Origin of the sequence: Paeniroseomonas aquatica, assembly GCF_030409335.1 — a bacterium.
In the GTDB taxonomy this organism is placed as follows: Bacteria; Pseudomonadota; Alphaproteobacteria; order Acetobacterales; family Acetobacteraceae; genus Belnapia; species Belnapia aquatica.
Map to the genome: position 1 here is coordinate 57,576 of NZ_JAUFPN010000180.1, position 17,031 is coordinate 74,606.

General features: G+C 71.0%; 15 protein-coding genes. 13 read left to right on the top strand and 2 right to left on the bottom strand.

What is annotated here, in order from left to right; translation table 11 throughout:
- Positions 1-168: 168 nt before the first annotated feature.
- From QWZ14_RS20145 to QWZ14_RS20195, 11 genes are read left to right on the top strand one after another with little or no spacing between them, the layout of a single operon-like run.
- Positions 169-987, top strand: coding sequence for an ABC transporter ATP-binding protein (locus QWZ14_RS20145; protein WP_290318645.1), 819 nt, complete (start codon positions 169-171; stop codon positions 985-987).
- On the top strand, positions 984-2,873 hold the full coding sequence (locus QWZ14_RS20150; RefSeq protein WP_290318646.1) for an AMP-binding protein: 1,890 nt from the start codon (positions 984-986) through the stop codon (positions 2,871-2,873). Before QWZ14_RS20145 ends, QWZ14_RS20150 begins: the two co-directional genes overlap by 4 nt.
- A gap of 5 nt (positions 2,874-2,878) precedes the next feature.
- Entirely contained in the window at positions 2,879-3,772 is an 894-nt protein-coding gene (locus QWZ14_RS20155; protein ID WP_290318647.1) for a branched-chain amino acid ABC transporter permease, read from the top strand.
- Positions 3,773-4,840 carry a branched-chain amino acid ABC transporter permease gene (locus tag QWZ14_RS20160; RefSeq protein ID WP_290318648.1) on the top strand — a complete coding sequence of 356 codons (1,068 nt, stop codon included), beginning with the start codon at positions 3,773-3,775 and terminating at the stop codon, positions 4,838-4,840. It begins immediately after the preceding gene.
- Between the two features lie 16 nt (positions 4,841-4,856).
- Positions 4,857-6,143, top strand: coding sequence for an ABC transporter substrate-binding protein (locus QWZ14_RS20165; protein ID WP_290318649.1), 1,287 nt, complete (start codon positions 4,857-4,859; stop codon positions 6,141-6,143).
- 3 nt (positions 6,144-6,146) lie between these two features.
- Positions 6,147-6,947 (top strand): ABC transporter ATP-binding protein, encoded by an 801-nt coding sequence (locus tag QWZ14_RS20170; RefSeq protein WP_290318650.1) that lies wholly within the window; start codon positions 6,147-6,149, stop codon positions 6,945-6,947.
- Positions 6,938-8,143, top strand: coding sequence for a phenylacetate--CoA ligase family protein (locus QWZ14_RS20175; protein ID WP_456307262.1), 1,206 nt, complete (start codon positions 6,938-6,940; stop codon positions 8,141-8,143). Before QWZ14_RS20170 ends, QWZ14_RS20175 begins: the two co-directional genes overlap by 10 nt.
- On the top strand, positions 8,143-9,729 hold the full coding sequence (locus QWZ14_RS20180; protein ID WP_290318651.1) for an acyl-CoA synthetase: 1,587 nt from the start codon (positions 8,143-8,145) through the stop codon (positions 9,727-9,729). The genes QWZ14_RS20175 and QWZ14_RS20180 overlap by 1 nt, the downstream gene beginning before the upstream one ends.
- Positions 9,729-10,895, top strand: coding sequence for an isovaleryl-CoA dehydrogenase (locus tag QWZ14_RS20185; RefSeq protein WP_290318653.1), 1,167 nt, complete (start codon positions 9,729-9,731; stop codon positions 10,893-10,895). The genes QWZ14_RS20180 and QWZ14_RS20185 overlap by 1 nt, the downstream gene beginning before the upstream one ends.
- 59 nt (positions 10,896-10,954) lie before the next feature.
- Positions 10,955-12,496 (top strand): carboxyl transferase domain-containing protein, encoded by a 1,542-nt coding sequence (locus QWZ14_RS20190; protein ID WP_456307263.1) that lies wholly within the window; start codon positions 10,955-10,957, stop codon positions 12,494-12,496.
- Complete coding sequence (locus QWZ14_RS20195; RefSeq protein ID WP_290318655.1) at positions 12,496-14,445, top strand: acetyl/propionyl/methylcrotonyl-CoA carboxylase subunit alpha; 1,950 nt, start codon at positions 12,496-12,498, stop codon at positions 14,443-14,445. The genes QWZ14_RS20190 and QWZ14_RS20195 overlap by 1 nt, the downstream gene beginning before the upstream one ends.
- A gap of 152 nt (positions 14,446-14,597) precedes the next feature.
- Here QWZ14_RS20195 and QWZ14_RS20200 read toward each other — a convergent pair whose 3' ends face one another.
- Both QWZ14_RS20200 and QWZ14_RS20205 read right to left on the bottom strand, forming a co-directional pair.
- Positions 14,598-15,371: a DUF6065 family protein gene (locus tag QWZ14_RS20200; protein ID WP_290318656.1), complete on the bottom strand. Its 774-nt coding sequence runs from the start codon at positions 15,369-15,371 to the stop codon at positions 14,598-14,600.
- Between the two features lie 63 nt (positions 15,372-15,434).
- Positions 15,435-15,650, bottom strand: coding sequence for a hypothetical protein (locus QWZ14_RS20205; protein ID WP_290318657.1), 216 nt, complete (start codon positions 15,648-15,650; stop codon positions 15,435-15,437).
- Positions 15,651-15,874: 224 nt separating this feature from the next.
- Between QWZ14_RS20205 and QWZ14_RS20210 the strand changes: the two genes are divergently transcribed.
- Positions 15,875-16,135 (top strand): hypothetical protein, encoded by a 261-nt coding sequence (locus tag QWZ14_RS20210; RefSeq protein WP_290318658.1) that lies wholly within the window; start codon positions 15,875-15,877, stop codon positions 16,133-16,135.
- Between the two features lie 77 nt (positions 16,136-16,212).
- The coding region (locus QWZ14_RS20215; RefSeq protein ID WP_290318659.1) for an AfsR/SARP family transcriptional regulator at positions 16,213-17,031 on the top strand (819 nt) is incomplete at its 3' end.

Genomic DNA, 17,031 nt, shown 5'->3' on the forward strand with positions numbered 1-17,031 from the left:
GCCCCCGGGGTTGGTTCCCCGCGCGGTTAGGCTTGGCGTTCAAGGCGCTTGCGGTCAATCGGAAAACAAACGTATGTTCGTTTACGAGCGGGCGCCTAGACGCCTGCCGTGGGGAGGAACCGAGCTTGGCACTGCAGCAGCGCCATCGCCACAATCAGGTCTTCGGCAATGGCTGAACCCGGTGCGCCCCTACTGGCGGCGGCCGGCGTCAGCCTCCGCTTCGGCGGCGTGCGGGCCCTGACCGACGTGGCCTTTCAGGTCAATGCCGGCGAGATCTTCTCCATCATCGGCCCGAACGGCGCCGGCAAGACCTCGATGGTGAATTGCGCCTCCGGCCGCTACCGCCCGACCGAGGGCCGCATCCACTTCGACGGCGCCGACATCACCCGCCTGCCGACCCGCAAGCGGGCGGCGATCGGCATCGGCCGCACCTTCCAGAACCTGGCGCTGTTCGGCCACATGAGCGTGCTCGACAACATCATGGTCGGCCGCCACCACCTGCTCAACCGCGGCTTCCTGCCGGGCATGCTCTACTGGTTCGGCGGCGCCCAGCGGGAGGAGATCGCGCATCGGCGAGAGGTCGAGGAGATCATCGATTTCCTCGAGATCCAGCACGTGCGGAAGGCGACCGCGGGGACGCTCTCCTACGGGCTGCGCAAGCGGGTCGAGCTGGCCCGCGCCATCGCCCTCAGGCCGAAGCTGATCCTGCTGGACGAGCCCATGGCGGGGATGAACCTCGAGGAGAAGGAGGACATGGCCCGCTTCATCCTCGACCTCAACGAGGAATGGGGCATGACCGTGCTGATGATCGAGCACGACATGGGCGTGGTGATGGACATCTCGCACCGCGTCATGGTGCTCGACTTCGGCCGCAAGATCGCCGAGGGCACGCCCGAGGCGGTCCTCGCCGACCCGCATGTCCGCCGCGCCTATCTCGGCGAGGCCGACGAGGTGGTGAACGACCCGGAAGAGGCGCTGGCGCCGTGACCGACACCCTGCCCAAGCTGCTGTCCCGCAACGCCCGCGACCACGGCGGCGACGTCGCCATGCGGGAGAAGCAGTACGGCATCTGGCGCGCCTTCACCTGGGCCGAGGTCGAGGGCCGCACCCGGGCCTTCGCCCTCGGCCTGCGCAGCCTCGGCCTCGGCGCCGGCGACGTGGTCGGGCTGATCGGCGACAACCGCCCGGACTGGGTGATGGGCGAGATCGCGGCCCATGCCCTCGGCGCCCGCAGCCTCGGCATCTACCGCGACGCGCTGGACGACGAGGTCGCCTTCCTGCTGGAGCACAGCGGCGCCAAGGCGGTCATCGCCGAGGACGAGGAACAGGTCGACAAGCTGCTCGGCATGGGCGACCGCGCGCCGGGCCTCAGGCACATCATCTATTCCGACCCGCGCGGGATGCGGAAGCACGCCGACCCGCGCCTGCTGCCGGCGAGCGAGCTGGTCCGCCTCGGCGAGGCGGCGCATGCCGCCGACACAGCGGCCTATGCAAGGCTGGTCGAGGCGACGGATGGCGAGGCCATCGCCATCCTCTGCACCACCTCCGGCACCACGGCGCGGCCGAAGCTCGCCATGCTGCGCGGCGGCGCGCTGATCCGCCATTGCGAGAGCTACCTCAAGGCCGATCCCAAGGGCCCGCGCGACGAATACGTCTCGGTGCTGCCGCTGCCCTGGATCATGGAGCAGATCTACGTCCTCGGCTGGGGCCTGATCGCCCGGATGAAGGTGAACTTCGTCGAGGAGCCCGAGACGATGATGGCCGATTTCCGCGAGATCGGCCCGAGCTTCGTGCTGTTTGCCCCGCGCCTTTGGGAGCAAATCGCCGCCGAGGTCCGCGCCAAGGTCATGGACGCCTCGCCGTTGAAGCGCCGCATGTTCGAGGCCGGGATGGCGCGCGGCCTGGCGGCGCTCGACCGCGGCACCCGCTCTGGCCTGGCCGACCAGCTGCTGTTCCGCGCGTTGCGCGACCGGCTCGGCTTCACCAACCTGACCTCGGCCGCGACCGGCGGCGCCGCCCTCGGCCCGGATACCTTCCGCTTCTTCCTCGCCATGGGCGTGCCGCTGCGGCAGTTGTATGGCCAGACCGAATTGCTCGGCGCCTATACCGTCCACCGGCCCGACGATGTCAACTTCGACACCGTCGGCGTCCGCTTCGACGAGACGATCGAGATGGTGGTCGACCAGCCCGACCAGAACGGCGTCGGCGAGATCGTGACGCGCCACCCCAACATGTTCTCCGGCTACCTCGGCCTCGCCGAGGCCGCCGACCTGCGCGACGGCTGGCTGCATACCGGCGATGCCGGCTACTTCGACAAGGCGGGCCACCTCGTCGTCATCGACCGCATCAAGGACATCGCCACCACCAGCCGGGGCGACCGCTTCAGCCCGCAGTACATCGAGAACAAGCTGAAATTCAGCCCCTATGTCGCGGAGGCCGTGGTGCTGGGCGACAGCCGTCCGCATCTGGCGGCGATGATCTGCATTCGCTTCCCCATCGTCTCCAAATGGGCCGAGCGCAACCGCATCGCCTTCACCACCTACACGGACCTCGCCGCGCGGGACCAGGTGCTGGAGCTGCTGCGCGCCGAAGTCGCCAAGGTGAACGCCACCCTGCCGGAGCCGCAGCGCATCCGCGACTTCATCCTGCTCTACAAGGAGCTGGATGCCGACGACGACGAGCTGACCCGCACCCGCAAGGTCCGCCGCGGCGTCATCAATACGAAGTACGGTGAGATCATCGACGCGATCTATCGCGGCGATGCGGCGATCCCGGTGGATACCACCATCGCCTTCCAGGATGGCACCAAGCAGCGCATCCGCACGACCCTGCGGGTGGTACCCATGGCGGCAACCCAGATGGCGGCGGAGTAGGCGGGATGGATTGGTCGCTGCTGCTGCAGCTCACCCTCAACGGCCTGATCGTCGGCGCGCTCTACGGCGTCGTGGCGATGAGCTTCGTGCTGATCTACAAGGCTTCCCAGGTCGTCAACTTCGCCCAGGGCGAATTCCTGCTGGTCGGCGCCTGGGTCTGCTGGTGGATGCTGACGGAATGGCAGCTGCCCTTCTGGATGGGCTTCCTGCTGACGCTGGCCTTCATGACCGCCTTCGGCCTCATCCTGCAGGTGGTGGTGCTGCGGCCCTTGATCGGGGAGCCGGTCATCAGCGTCATCATGGCGACCATCGGCCTCGGCATCTTCTTCCAGGCGCTGATGAAGTGGATCTTCGGCGTCTTCGCCAAACCCTTCCCGCCAATCTTCACCACCGAACGGGTGAACCTGCTGGGGCTGGAAGTACAGACGGTCTACCTGCTCAGCCTCGGCATCTCCCTCGTCATCATGGCCGGCTTCGCCTGGTTCTTCACGGCGTCGAAGCACGGCCTCGCCATGCGGGCCACGGCCTTCGACCAGCAGGTGGCGCAGTCGCTCGGCATCTCGGTGCCCAAGGTCTTCGCCATGTCCTGGGCGATCTCGGCGGTGGTCTCCTCGGTCGCCGGCATCGTGGTCGGGGTGGTGAACGGGGTTTCCTCGGCGCTGTCCTTCTACGGCATCAAGGTCTTCCCGGCGGTCATCCTCGGCGGGCTCGACAGCGTCATCGGCGCAGTGCTCGGCGGCCTCATCGTGGGCGTGCTGGAGAATTGGGCGCAGTACATCGACAGCGCCTGGCTCAACTGGGGCAACATGTACGCCATCGCGCCCTTCTACGCGCTCATCCTCATCCTGCTGATCAAGCCCTATGGCCTGTTCGGCACCAAGAACATCGAGCGCGTCTAGATGGCCGATCTTGCCCCCGCCGGCGACTACCGCAGCAGCTACCGGGAAGACATGACCATCTTCCCGACCCGCAACAGCCGCCTCGCGGTGCTGGCCGGCCTGATCCTGCTCTGCGCCTCGCCGCTGCTGCTCGGCCGCTACGAGCTCGGCATCCTCATCAACATCGGCACCCTCGGGATCGCCGCGTTGGGGCTGAACATCCTGGTCGGCTTCACCGGCCAGATCAGCATCGGCCATGCCGCCTTCTTCGGCTTCGGCGCCTTCGCCAGCGCCTGGCTGCATGAGCGCTGGCATATCCCGGTCGCCCTCTGCATCCCGCTCGCCGGCATCATGACGGCCTTCGTCGGGCTGATCTTCGGCGCGCCGGCCGGGCGGCTGAAGGGCCTCTACCTGGCGATTGCCACGCTCGCCGCGCAGTTCATCCTGGAGGATTTCTTCGCCCGCGCCCAGTGGTTCACCGGCGGCGTCGCCGGCCGCATCACCGAGCCCTTCTCGCTCGGCTCCTGGGTGGCGGACCGGGAGGAGAGCTACTTCTACGTGGTGCTGGCCTATGTCGTGGTCATGTACCTCGGCGCCGCCAACCTCATCCGCACCCGGGATGGCCGCGCCCTGGTCGCGGTGCGGGACCACTACCTCTCGGCCGAGGTCATGGGCATCAACCTCGCCTATTATCGCACGCTCTCCTTCGGCATCGCCAGCCTCTATGCCGGCATCGGCGGCGCGCTCTATGCCCACTACCTGCTGTTCGTCTCGGTCGAGGCCTTCAACATCCTTTTCTCCATCCAATTCCTCGGGATGGTCATCATCGGCGGCCTCGGCAGCGTGATGGGCAGCCTGATGGGTGCCGCCTTCATGGTGGTGCTGCCGGAGGTGGTGCAGGCCGGGGCGGATGCGCTCTCGGGCAGCGCCATCGACCGCGCGCTGAAGCTCGGTGCCTCCATCAGCTTCCTCAGGGAGATGGCGGTGGGCGCCGCCATCATCCTGTTCCTGATCTTCGAGCCCGATGGGCTGGCCAGGCGCTGGCGCCTGATCAAATCCTATTGGAAGCTCTATCCGTACTCGCATTGAACAAGGGGGGACAACAATGACAAGAAGAACCGCGCTGCTCGGCCTCGCCGCCGCCGCCGCATTGGCACTGCCCGCCACGGCGCAGCGCATCCCGGTCGGGCATTTGATGGATAATTCCGGCGCCACCTCGGATGTCGGCGTGCCCTATGGCCAGGGCGTGGCGGATACCCTCGCCTGGGTGAATGCCAGCCGCAACGGCATCGGCGGCAAGCCGCTCAACGTGCTCGGCTTCGACTACGGCTACCAGGCGCCGCGCGCGGTCAGCCAGTACCAGTCCTGGAACCGCGACAAGGTCGTCGCCATCCAGGGCTGGGGCACCGCCGATACCGAGGCGCTGGTGCGCTTCGTCACCCGCGACCGCATTCCCTTCGTCTCCGGCTCCTATTCCGCGGCGCTGACGGACGCCGGCGGCAAGTCTGGCCGCCAGGGCGTCGAACCGGCGCCCTACAATTTCTTCTACGGCCCGTCGTACTCGGACGGCCTCCGCGCCATGCTCCGCTGGGCCGCCGAGGACTGGAAGGCCAAGGGCCAGCCGGGCAAGCCGAAATACGTCCACATGGGCGGCAACCACCCCTATCCGAACTCGCCGAAGGCCGCCGGTGAGGCGCTCGCGGCCGAGTTGGGCTTCGAGGTGCTGCCGGCCATCGTCTTCGCCCTGACCCCCGGCGACTACACCGCCCAGTGCCTGACGCTCAAAAGCCAGGGCGTGAACTACGCCTATCTCGGCAATACCGCCGGCTCCAACATCTCGGTGCTGCGCGCCTGCCAGACCGCCGGTGTGCAGGTCCAGTTCATGGGCAATGTCTGGGGCATGGACGAGAATGCGATGAAGGCCGCGGGCGCCGCCGCCAATGGCGTCGTCTTCCCGGTCCGCACCGCCGTGGTCTGGGGCCAGCAGGCGCCGGGCATGGCGACGATCCAGCAGATCAGCCGCATCTCCGACCCCAGCGGTACCGCCTACCGCCCGGTGCACTACCTGTCGGGTGCCTGCGCCGCGATGCTGATGGTCGAAGCCATGGACACCGCCGCGGCCAATGGCGGCGAGATCACCGGCGAGCGCATCCGCAACGGCTTCTACGCCCGCCAGAACTGGGTGCCGAGCGGCTTCGACGGCGTCTGCAACCCCTCCACCTTCACCGCCGAGGACCACCGCGGCACCTTGCGCGTCGGCCTCTACCGCGCCGTCGTCAGCGGCGACACCAGCGCCGGCAGCGTCGGCGAGCTGATGGCCGCCGGCACCATGAAGCTGGAGCCGGTAACCGTGGTCGAGCTGCCGCGCACCCGCGAAACCCTCGGCTGGTAGCCGATGAGCGAGGCCGCACCGCTCCTCGAGGTCAACAACATCGAGGTCGTCTACAACGACGTCATCCTGGTGCTGCGCGGCCTCTCGATGAAGGTGCCGCAGGGCAAGATCGTCGCCCTGCTCGGCGCCAATGGCGCGGGCAAATCCACCACGCTGAAGGCGATCTCCGGCCTGCTCAAGACCGAGGAGGGCGAGGTCACCCGCGGCGAGATCCGCTTCGGGGGCGAGCGCATCAACGGCATCGACCCGCACATGATCGTCCGGCGCGGCATCTTCCAGGTGATGGAAGGCCGCCGCATCATCTCCGACATGACCTGTCTGGAGAACCTCCGCCTCGGCGCCTTCACCCGCTCCGACAACGAGGTCAAATCCGACATCGAGCGGGTCTACGGCTACTTCCCACGCCTCCGCGAACGCACCGGTCTCGCCGGCTACCTCTCGGGCGGGGAGCAGCAGATGCTGGCGATCGGCCGCGCGCTGATGGCGCGGCCGAAGCTGATCCTGATGGACGAGCCCTCCATGGGCCTCTCGCCCTTGCTGGTGAAGGAGGTCTTCGCCATCATCAGGCGGCTGAACGAGGAGCTCGGCATCACCATCCTGCTGGTGGAACAGAACGCGCGCATGGCACTCTCCGTCGCCAGCTACGCCTATGTGATGGAGCAGGGGAAGGTGGTGCTGGACGGCACGGCCGAGGCCCTGTCCTCCAATGAGGATGTGAAGGAATTCTACCTCGGCGGCCACGGCGCCGATCGCCGGAGCTTCAAGAACCTCAAGAGCTACAAGCGGAGGAAGCGGTGGCTCTGACCGAATATTTCGACGACCTCGAAACCCGCAGCGCCGATGCGCGCGAGGCCGCGCAGGCCGCCGTCCTGGCAACGCAGCTCGCCCATGCCCGTGCCCATGCCGCGCATTACGCGACCCTGCCGGAGGGCCCGCTGGCGAGCCTGCCGGTCACCCGCAAATCCGCGCTGCTGGCACAGCAATCCGCGGCCCCGCCCTTCGGCGGCGTCGTCGCCACGCCTTTCGCCGGCCTGGCCCGCGTCTTCGCCTCGCCCGGCCCGATCTACGAGCCGGAGGCGGCGGTGCCCGACTACTGGCGCTATGCCCGCGCCCTGCACGCCACCGGCCTCCGCGCCGGCGCCCTGCTGCACAACTGCTTCGCCTATCACTTCACCCCCGCCGGCAGCATGCTGGAAGGCGGCGCCCGCGCCCTCGGCTGCCCGGTCTTCCCCGCCGGGACCGGCAATACCGCGATGCAGGCGGAGGCCGCGGCCCACCTGCGCCCCCGCTGCTACAGCGGCACGCCGGATTTCCTGAAGGCCATCCTGGAGAAGGGCGACGAGCTCGGCCTCGACCTCACCTCGCTGCAACTCGGCCATGTCACCGGCGGCGCCTATCTGCCCGGGCTGCGCGCCTGGTACGCCGAGCGCGGGCTGGTCGTCCTGCAGAGCTACGGCACCGCCGACCTCGGCCTCATCGCCTATGAGAGCGCGGTGCGGGAGGGGCTGATCCTCGACGAGGGCATCATCCTCGAGATCGTCCGCCCCGGCACCGGCGATCCGGTGCCGGATGGCGAGGTCGGCGAGATCCTCGTCACCACGCTCAACCCGCATCATCCGCTGATCCGCTTCGCAACCGGCGACCTCTCCGCCATCCTGCCGGGCATCTCGCCCTGCGGCCGCACCAACCGGCGCATCCGCGGCTGGATGGGCCGCGCCGACCAGGCCGCCAAGGTGCGCGGCATGTTCGTCCGGCCGGAGCAGGTCGCCGCCGTGCTGCGCGCCGTTCCCGGCGTCGCCAAGGCCCGCCTCGTCGTCGGGTTGGACGGCGACCGCGACACCATGCTGCTCCGTGCCGAAGCCCCGCCCGAGGCCGCCGCGGCGCTGGCCGCCGCGCTGCAATCCGCCACCAAGCTGCGCGGCCAGGTGGAGTGCGTCACCCCCGGCAGCCTGCCGAACGACGGCAAGGTCATCGACGACACGCGGCCGGTCCCCGGCTGATGCCAGGCTACGAGGAACGGCGCGCCGCCTTCCGCTGGCAGGTGCCGGAGCGCTTCAACATCGGGGTCGCCTGCTGCGACCGCTGGGCCGATGGCAGCGGCCGCCTCGCGCTGCTGCACCTCCGCGACGACGGCCGCGCCGAGCGCATCAGCTTCGATGCGCTGAAGGCGGCCAGCAACCGCCTCGCCAATGCCCTCGCCGCGCAAGGCATCGGCCGCGGCGACCGCATCGGCGTGCTGCTGCCGCAGGTGCCGGAAGCCGCCATCGCGCATCTGGCCGCCTACAAGCTCGGCGCCATCGCCGTCCCGCTGTTCCAGCTCTTCCAGGAACAGGCGCTGGAGTTCCGCCTGCGCGACAGCGGCGCCGCCGCCCTCGTCACCGATGCGGTGGGCCTCGCCAAGCTCTCCGGCCTCGACCTGCCGGCGCTGCGGCTGGTGCTGGCCGAGGAGGGGCTGCGCGAGGCCATGGCGCAGGCCAGCGACCGCTTCACCCCGGTCGATACCCTGGCCGAGGATCCTGCCGTCATCATCTATACCTCCGGCACGACAGGCTCGCCGAAGGGCGCGCTGCATGCGCATCGCGTGCTGCTCGGCCACCTGCCGGGTGTCGAGATGCCGCAGGATCTCTTCCCGCAGGCTGGCGATCTCTTCTGGACGCCAGCCGACTGGGCCTGGATCGGCGGCCTCCTCGATGTGCTGCTGCCGAGCCTGTTCCACGGCGTCCCCGTCCTCGCCCATCGCATGGCGAAATTCGATCCCGAATACGCCTTCCGCCTGATGGCCGGGCACGGCGTGCGCAACGCCTTCCTGCCGCCCACCGCGCTGAAGATGCTGCGCGCCGTGCCCGACCCGACCCGCTTCGGCGCCCGGCTCCGCAGCATCGGCAGCGGCGGTGAGACCCTCGGCGCCGGGCTGCTGGACTGGGGCCGTGCGACCTTCGGCTGCACCATCAACGAATTCTACGGCCAGACCGAATGCAACCTGGTCGTCGCCTCCTGCGCCGCCATTATGCCTCCGCGCCCGGGCTGGATGGGCCGCGCCGTCTTCGGCCATGACGTCGCCATCGTCGATGCCGCCGGCACGCCGTTGCCGCCCGGCACGACCGGCACCATCGCCATCCGCCGGCCGGACCCGGTGATGTTCCTCGGCTACTGGAACAACCCGGAGGCGACCGCGGCGAAGTTCGCCGGCGACTGGCTGCTCACCGGCGACCAGGGCGAGCAGGACGAGGAGGGCTGGTTCCGCTTCATCGGCCGCGACGACGACGTCATCACCTCCGCCGGCTACCGCATCGGCCCGGGCGAGATCGAGGATTGCCTGCTGCGGCACCCGGCCGTGGCCATGGCCGCGGTCATCGGCCTGCCCGATCCGCTGCGCACCGAATCCGTCACCGCCGTCGTCGTGCCCGCGCCCGGCATCGCCGCGGATGCCGCGCTCGCTCGCATCCTGCAGGACCACGTGAAAATCCGCCTTGCCGGCCACGCCTATCCGCGCCAGGTGATCTTCGCCGAGAGCCTGCCGCTGACCGCGACCGGCAAGGTCATGCGCGGCAGCCTCCGCCGCCAGTATTCCAAGGAGCCCGGCTGATGCCCGACATCCCCAGCCTCGACCACGGCCTCGGCGAGGAGATCGATGCGCTGCGCGACAGCGTCCGCGCCTTCTCCGCCGCCCGCATCGCCCCCATCGCCACCGAGATCGACCGCACGGATGAATTCCCCCGCCACCTCTGGCCGGAGATGGGCGCGCTCGGCCTGCATGGCATCACCGTGCCGGAGCAATGGGGCGGCGCCGACATGGGCTACCTCGCCCATTGCGTGGCGATGGAGGAGGTCAGCCGCGCCAGCGCCTCGGTCGGCCTCTCCTACGGCGCGCATTCCAACCTCTGCGTCAACCAGATCGCCCGCAACGGCACCGAGGAGCAGAAGCGCCGCTACCTGCCGAAGCTGATCAGCGGCGAGCATCTCGGCGCCCTGGCGATGAGCGAGCCCGGCGCCGGCAGCGACGTGGTCTCGATGCGGCTCCGCGCCGACAAGCGAGGCGACCGCTACGTGCTGAACGGCACCAAGATGTGGATCACCAATGCGCATTACGCCGAGACACTGGTGGTCTATGCCAAGACCGAGCCCGATGCCGGCCCGCGCGGCATCACCGCCTTCCTGATCGAGCGCGGGTTCAAGGGCTTCCGCCCGGCGCAGAAGCTGGACAAGCTCGGCATGCGCGGCAGCCCGACCTCCGAGCTGGTCTTCGAGGATTGCGAGGTGCCGGCCGAGAACATCCTCGGCCGGCTGAACGAAGGCGTGCGCGTCCTGATGTCCGGCCTCGACTACGAGCGCGCGGTGCTGGCCGCCGGCCCGATCGGCATCATGCAGGCGGCGCTCGACATCGTCGTGCCCTATATCCACGAGCGGAAGCAGTTCGGCCAGGCGATCGGCGAGTTCCAGCTCATCCAGGGCAAGGTCGCCGACATGTACGCCGCGACCAGCGCCTGCCGCGCCTATGTCTATGCCGTCGCGCGCAGCTGCGACCGCGGCCAGACCACCCGCAAGGACGCCGCCGGCGCCATCCTGTTCGCCGCCGAGGCCGCGACGAAGATCGCGCTCGATGCCATCCAGATCCTCGGCGGCATGGGCTACATCAACGAGACGCCGACCGGCCGCCTGCTGCGCGACGCCAAGCTTTACGAGATCGGCGCCGGCACCAGCGAGATCCGCCGCATGCTGATCGGCCGCGAGCTGTTCCGGGAGACCGCGTGAGCATCATCACCTCGGCCATCGAGCCGCGCAGCGCCGAATTCAGATCCAATGCCGCGGCGATGCGCGACCTGCTGGCGCGGCTCGCCGAGCACAGCGCCCGCACCGCGCTCGGCGGCCCCGAGGCCTCGCGCCAGCGCCACCTCTCGCGCGGCAAGCTGCTGCCGCGGGAGCGGGTGGAGCGGCTGCTCGACCCCGGCGCCCCCTTCCTCGAATTCTCGGCCCTCGCCGCGCATGGCATGCATGGCGGCGACGTGCCGGCCGGGGGGATGATCACCGGCATCGGCCGGGTCTCGGGCCGCGAATGCGTCATCGTCGCCAACGACGCGACGGTGAAGGGCGGCACCTACTACCCCGTCACGGTGAAGAAGCACCTCCGCGCCCAGGAGATCGCGCAGCAGAACCGGCTGCCCTGCCTCTACCTGGTCGACAGCGGCGGTGCCAACCTGCCGAACCAGGACGAGATCTTCCCCGACCGCGACCATTTCGGCCGGATCTTCTTCAACCAGGCCAACATGTCGGCCCAGGGCATCCCGCAGATCGCGGTGGTGATGGGCAGCTGCACCGCCGGCGGCGCCTATGTCCCGGCGATGTGCGACGAGGCCATCATCGTGCGGGAACAGGGCACCATCTTCCTCGCCGGGCCGCCTCTGGTGAAGGCGGCCACGGGGGAGATCGTCAGCGCCGAGGACCTCGGCGGCGCCGACGTCCATACCCGCCTCTCTGGCGTCGCCGACCATTTCGCGCTGGACGACATGCATGCGCTCGGCCTCGCCCGCAACATCGTCGCCCGGCTCGGCCCGCGGCATCGCGCCGCGCCGCCGCATGCGCCGCTGCCGCCGCGCTACGACCCGGCCGAGCTGCACGGCATCATCCCGCCCGAGACCCGCCAGCCCTACGACGTGCGGGAGGTGATCGCCCGCATCGTCGACGGCTCGGAGTTCGACGAGTTCAAGGCCCGCTACGGCGCAACCCTGGTCTGCGGCTTCGCCCGCATCTGGGGCCATGACGTCGGCATCGTCGCCAACAACGGCATCCTGTTCTCGGAATCGGCCCAGAAGGGCGCGCATTTCATCGAGCTCTGCAGCCAGCGCAACACGCCCCTGGTCTTCCTGCAGAACATCTCCGGCTTCATGGTCGGGCGGAAGTACGAGACCGGCGGCATCGCCAAGGATGGCGCCAAGCTGGTCACCGCCGTCGCCACGACCCAGGTGCCGAAATTCACCGTCATCATCGGCGGCAGCTTCGGCGCCGGCAATTACGGCATGTGCGGCCGGGCCTATTCGCCGCGGCTGCTCTTCACCTGGCCGAACAGCCGCATCAGCGTCATGGGCGGCGAGCAGGCCGCCAGCGTGCTGGCGACGGTGCGGCGGGACAATCTCGAGGCCGCCGGCAAGTCCTGGTCGGCCGAGGAGGAGGCCGCCTTCAAGGCGCCGATCCGGGCGCAGTACGAGGTCCAGGGCGACCCCTACTACGCGACCGCGCGGTTGTGGGACGACGGGATCATCGACCCCGCCGCCACCCGCGACGTGCTCGGCCTGGGCCTGGCCGCCGCCGCCAATGCGCCGATCGGGGAGACGCGCTTCGGCGTGTTCCGCATGTGATGATCCGTACCCTCCTCATCGCCAACCGCGGCGAGATCGCCTGCCGCATCATCCGCACCGCGCGCCGCCTCGGCATCCGCAGCGTCGCGGTCTTCTCCGAGGCCGATGCCGGCGCGCAGCATGTGCTGCTGGCGGATGAGGCGCACCCGATCGGCGGGCCGCGCGCCGCCGACAGCTACCTGCGCACCGACCGCATCCTCGCCGCCGCGAAGGCATCCGGCGCCGAGGCGATCCATCCCGGCTACGGCTTCCTCTCGGAGAATGCCGATTTCGCCGAGGCCTGCGCCGGCGCCGGCATGATCTTCGTCGGCCCGCCGCCTGCCGCCATCCGGGCGATGGGCAGCAAGGCGGAATCGAAGCGGCTGATGGAACTGGCCGGCGTGCCCATCGTCCCGGGCTACCACGGCGAGGCGCAGGACGAGGCGACCTTGGTCGCGGCGGCGGCCCGCATCGGCTTTCCCATCCTGATCAAGGCCAGCGCCGGCGGCGGCGGCAAGGGCATGCGGCCGGTCCTGCGGGCGGAGGAATTCGTCGCGCAACTTGCGGGAGCGCGGCGGGAGTCCAAGGCGGCCTTCGGCGATGACCGCGTGCTGCTGGAACGCTACCTGCAGAAGCCCCGCCATGTGGAGGTGCAGGTCTTCGCTGATACCCAGGGCAACACGATCCACCTGCACACCCGGGACTGCTCGGTGCAGCGCCGCCACCAGAAGGTGCTGGAGGAAGCGCCGGCGCCCGACCTGCCGCCCGCCTTGCGCGCCCGGCTGCACGAGGCGGCGACGGCGGCGGCCAAGGCGGTCGGCTATGTCTCGGCCGGCACCGTCGAGTTCATCGTCGAGGGCGACGACGCCTTCTTCATGGAGATGAACACCCGCCTGCAGGTCGAGCACCCGGTGACCGAGATGGTGACCGGCCTCGACTTGGTCGAATGGCAGCTCCGCATCGCCGCCGGCGAGCCGCTGCCCCTGCCGGAGGCCCCCGCGCCGCGGGGCCACAGCGTCGAGGTGCGGCTCTATGCCGAGGATCCGGCGGAGGATTTCCGCCCCTCCACCGGCCCGCTGCGCCAGTTCCACCTGCCCGCGCCGGCGGCCGACCTCCGCATCGAGAGCGGCGTGGTGCAGGGCGATGCGATCACGCCCTTCTACGATCCGATGATCGCCAAGCTGGTCGCCTGGGGCCCGGACCGGCCGGCGGCGCTGGCCCGGCTGGGCGCGGCGCTGGCGGAATGCCGCATCGCCGGCATCGCCAGCAACCTCGGCTTCCTCGGCCGGCTGGTCGGGCACCCGGCCATGCTGGCGGCCGAGCTCGATACCGGCTTCGCCCTGCGGCACGCCGCGGTGCTGCAACCGCCGCGCGCCGCGGCGCCGCCGCTGGCCCTGGCCGCGGCGGCGCTCGAGGCGCTGCTGCCGCCCGAGGCCGCGCCAGAGAACCCCTGGGACCGCCGGGATGGCTGGCGGTTGCAGGGCGCCGGCAGCCGGCTGGTGGTGCTGGCGGAGGGCGAGGCGCTGCATCGACTGCGGCTGGTGCCGGCAGGCGCGGGCTGGACCGGGGACCTGGAACTGGCCGGGCGCCGACTGGCGGATGGCATTCTCCAGGTCGTGCTGGAGGGCGTCGCCCACCGGGTGCCGGTGCTGCGGGACGGCAGCGCGGTGCAGGTGAGCCTGCCCTCCGGTGCCTGGACCCTGCGCCTGGTCGACCCGCATGCCCCGGTCGGCGGCGAGGTGGCGGCGCAGGGCCGGCTGGCGGCGCCGATCCCCGGCCGGGTGGTGCAGATGCTGGTCGCGGTGGGCGAGGCGGTCTCCCGCGGCCAGGTCCTGGCGGTGCTGGAGGCGATGAAGACCGAGCTGCGCATCACCGCCCCGGCGGATGGGGTGGTGGCGCATGTCGGCTGCGCCGCCGGCGACAGCGTCGAGGAGGGGGCGGAACTCATCACCCTGGTGGCCGCCGGCTGAGTCCGGCGCGCCCCTGCAGCCGGCCCGGCCGCCCGCTCAATCTCCCTCAATTCGGCTCAATTTGGCTCAATTCGGTAAAATTCCCCTCAATCGCCGCCGGCTAGAGGATTGAATTCGCTCAGGAAAGACACGGAATTTGAGGAATTGAGGCTTCAGTCCGGCACCGCGCCGGCGAAGGGGCAGGCGCCGCGGCGGCGGCGGCGCGCCTCGGCGGCATAGCGGCCGGGGGGGGTGCCGGGGTCGCGGTTGGGAGCGACGATCGAGGCCTCGTAATCGGCCCAGTCGGCGGCGCTCAGCCCGGCCAGGTTCGCCACCAGCGCCGCGCCGTGCAGCAGCGCATCGGCATAGGCCGCCTGCGGGATCGGCTGGACCTGCAGGAAGGGCTGGCCGGCGTGGAAGGCGATGGGGGTATCCGTCCGGGTCAGCCGCAGGTTGGTGAAGAGCGGCCCGAACCAGCGGTCCGCCTCGACGATGCCCTCATAGGGCTGGTAGCCGGGGTGGCGCGGCAGGTTGGCGAGGTCGCGGACCAGCAGGCTCCAGCCCGGGGCGGTGCGGGCGGCAAGCCCCGTCCAGACCTGGACCACCCCGGGTTCCTGCAGCGCGGTGAGGAAGGGCGGCGCGTAGTCGCCGAGGCCCGGCGGCGCCGCGGCGGCGAAGCGGTCGGCGAAGCGCGGGTATTGCGCGGCGCCCAGCGGCAGCCAGTCGGCCAGGCCCTCGCAGCGCCACCACACCCCGGCGCCGTCCCAGAGCAGCTCGAAGTCGATCGGCGGGCAGAGGTGCCAGCCGAAGCCGGCGGCCGAGGTCACGGCGTCGCAATGGCGGAAGGCGCGGGTCGGCAGGCTGCCGAGGCCGGAGCGGTCGGCCCGGCGCGGCGCCGCCGCCTCCTCGATGAGCCGGTAGAAGGTGACGCGGGGGACGGGGTCCATGGCCAGCCTCGGGAGCATGCGGGGGAGGGATGGGCGGGAAGGGGTGCTTCCCGCCCCCGGGGCTCAGGCCCGGCGGATGCCGGCGCCGAGGCGGACCAGACCGCTGTCGGCGACCATGGCCGGCACCGGCGCCGCGGCGGGCGGCTGGCCCGGCCGGCGCAGCCCCTGGCCGGCGGGGCGCAGCGGCAGCGGCAGGGCGAAGGGGCGCGGCGCGCGGATGCCGGCGCCGAGGCGGACCAGACCGGCATCGGCGACGTCGGCGGGGGTGAGAGGGCGCATGGGGCTTTTCCTTCTGCAGCGGTTCGGGGGCGGGGCCAGGGCGAACCAGCCCCTGGCCAAGGCATTTATTCATAGGAACGAAACCGGAACAAGTTAAAATTGCGATACCGGATCGAAGGCGGGCCCGAAAATTTAACGCCCGGCTAACGCAGCCTCCCGCGAAGTCACGCGCCGCCCCGGCCGGGGCGGGCCATGCTGCCCCCGCGGCGCGTGGAGGGCGGGCGATGGACGACAGGACGGCACGGATCGCGGAACTGGCCCGGCGGCTGGTGGCCTACCGGGACCGCGCGGCGGCCCTGGCCGATGGCCGGATCCCGCCGCCGCGGACCCTGGCGGAGGCCATCGACCGGGACTTCCTCGCCTTCGACATCAGCCGCACCGAACGGGCCCTGCGCGCCGCGGTGATCGCCGAGGACCCCGACCGGGCGCCGGCGCACCGGGCCGGGCCGGCGGCGCGGGACCGCCACGCCGCCGGGCCGGCCTGAACCGAGGCAGCACCCGGCCGGCCAATTCATTCCGATGGCGTTCCACCGGAGGCCGGGCTCGGCTAGGCTGGTCCGCCATGGCCGGCTCAATCCCGACGCACCCCCGTCTCCGGACCCCCGCGGTGCCGGCCGCCGTCCCGGATTGCGGCCCGGCCGAGCCGCCGCCGCCCGTGCCGATGGTGCGGCTGGTTCTGCTCGGCCGCATGGAGGCCTGGAGCCTGGCCAGCACCGCGGTGCTGCCGCGCGGGCGCAAGGCGCGGGCGCTGCTGGCGATTCTCGGGCTGGCCGAGGGCCGGCCGGTGGCGCGGGCGACCCTGGCGGCGCTGCTCTGGTCGCGGACCGGCGCGGCGCAGCAGCGGCTGTCGCTGCGCCAGGCGCTGCACGAGGTGCAGGCGGCGCTGGCCGCCGGCGGGGCGCCGCTGCTGCAGCCGGGCCGCGGTTCGCTGACCCTGCCGGCCGGGCAGGTCTGGGTGGATGCGCTGGAGGCGGCGCGGGCCGCCGCCACCCGGCCGGAGGGGCTGGAGCGGCTCGGCGCCGGGCTGCTCGCCGACCTCGACGGGCTGGACCCGGCCTTCGACGCCTGGCTGGCCGAGCGACGGCAGGCGCTGAAGGCCAGCGCGGCGGCGGTGGCCACCGGGCTGCTGGCCCGGGCGGTGGGGCCGGAGGCGCAGGCGGCGGCGGCGCGGCGGCTGCTGGCGATCGACCCGGAGCAGGAGACGGGCTGGCGCGCCCTGATGCGGGCCATGGCGGCCCAGGGCGATGCGGCGGCGGCCCTGGCGGCCTACCGGCGCTGCCAGGACACGCTGGCCGCCCGGCTGGGGGCCGCGCCCGGTCCCGAGACCGCCGCCCTGGCCGCGGCGCTGGCCGAGCCGGGTGGCGCGTCGGGCGGCGCGGCC

Bases quoted from the DNA above. Each gene is read 5' to 3' on its own strand.
- QWZ14_RS20170 (WP_290318650.1), top strand. From the start codon at position 6,147: ATGAGCGAGGCCGCACCGCTCCTCGAGGTCAACAACATCGAGGTCGTC.
- QWZ14_RS20195 (WP_290318655.1), top strand. From the start codon at position 12,496: ATGATCCGTACCCTCCTCATCGCCAACCGCGGCGAGATCGCCTGCCGC.
- QWZ14_RS20180 (WP_290318651.1), top strand. From the start codon at position 8,143: ATGCCAGGCTACGAGGAACGGCGCGCCGCCTTCCGCTGGCAGGTGCCG.
- QWZ14_RS20185 (WP_290318653.1), top strand. From the start codon at position 9,729: ATGCCCGACATCCCCAGCCTCGACCACGGCCTCGGCGAGGAGATCGAT.
- QWZ14_RS20145 (WP_290318645.1), top strand. From the start codon at position 169: ATGGCTGAACCCGGTGCGCCCCTACTGGCGGCGGCCGGCGTCAGCCTC.
- QWZ14_RS20200 (WP_290318656.1), bottom strand. From the start codon at position 15,371: ATGGACCCCGTCCCCCGCGTCACCTTCTACCGGCTCATCGAGGAGGCG.
- QWZ14_RS20160 (WP_290318648.1), top strand. From the start codon at position 3,773: ATGGCCGATCTTGCCCCCGCCGGCGACTACCGCAGCAGCTACCGGGAA.
- QWZ14_RS20190 (WP_456307263.1), top strand. From the start codon at position 10,955: ATGCGCGACCTGCTGGCGCGGCTCGCCGAGCACAGCGCCCGCACCGCG.
- QWZ14_RS20210 (WP_290318658.1), top strand. From the start codon at position 15,875: ATGGACGACAGGACGGCACGGATCGCGGAACTGGCCCGGCGGCTGGTG.
- QWZ14_RS20205 (WP_290318657.1), bottom strand. From the start codon at position 15,650: ATGCGCCCTCTCACCCCCGCCGACGTCGCCGATGCCGGTCTGGTCCGC.
- QWZ14_RS20155 (WP_290318647.1), top strand. From the start codon at position 2,879: ATGGATTGGTCGCTGCTGCTGCAGCTCACCCTCAACGGCCTGATCGTC.
- QWZ14_RS20165 (WP_290318649.1), top strand. From the start codon at position 4,857: ATGACAAGAAGAACCGCGCTGCTCGGCCTCGCCGCCGCCGCCGCATTG.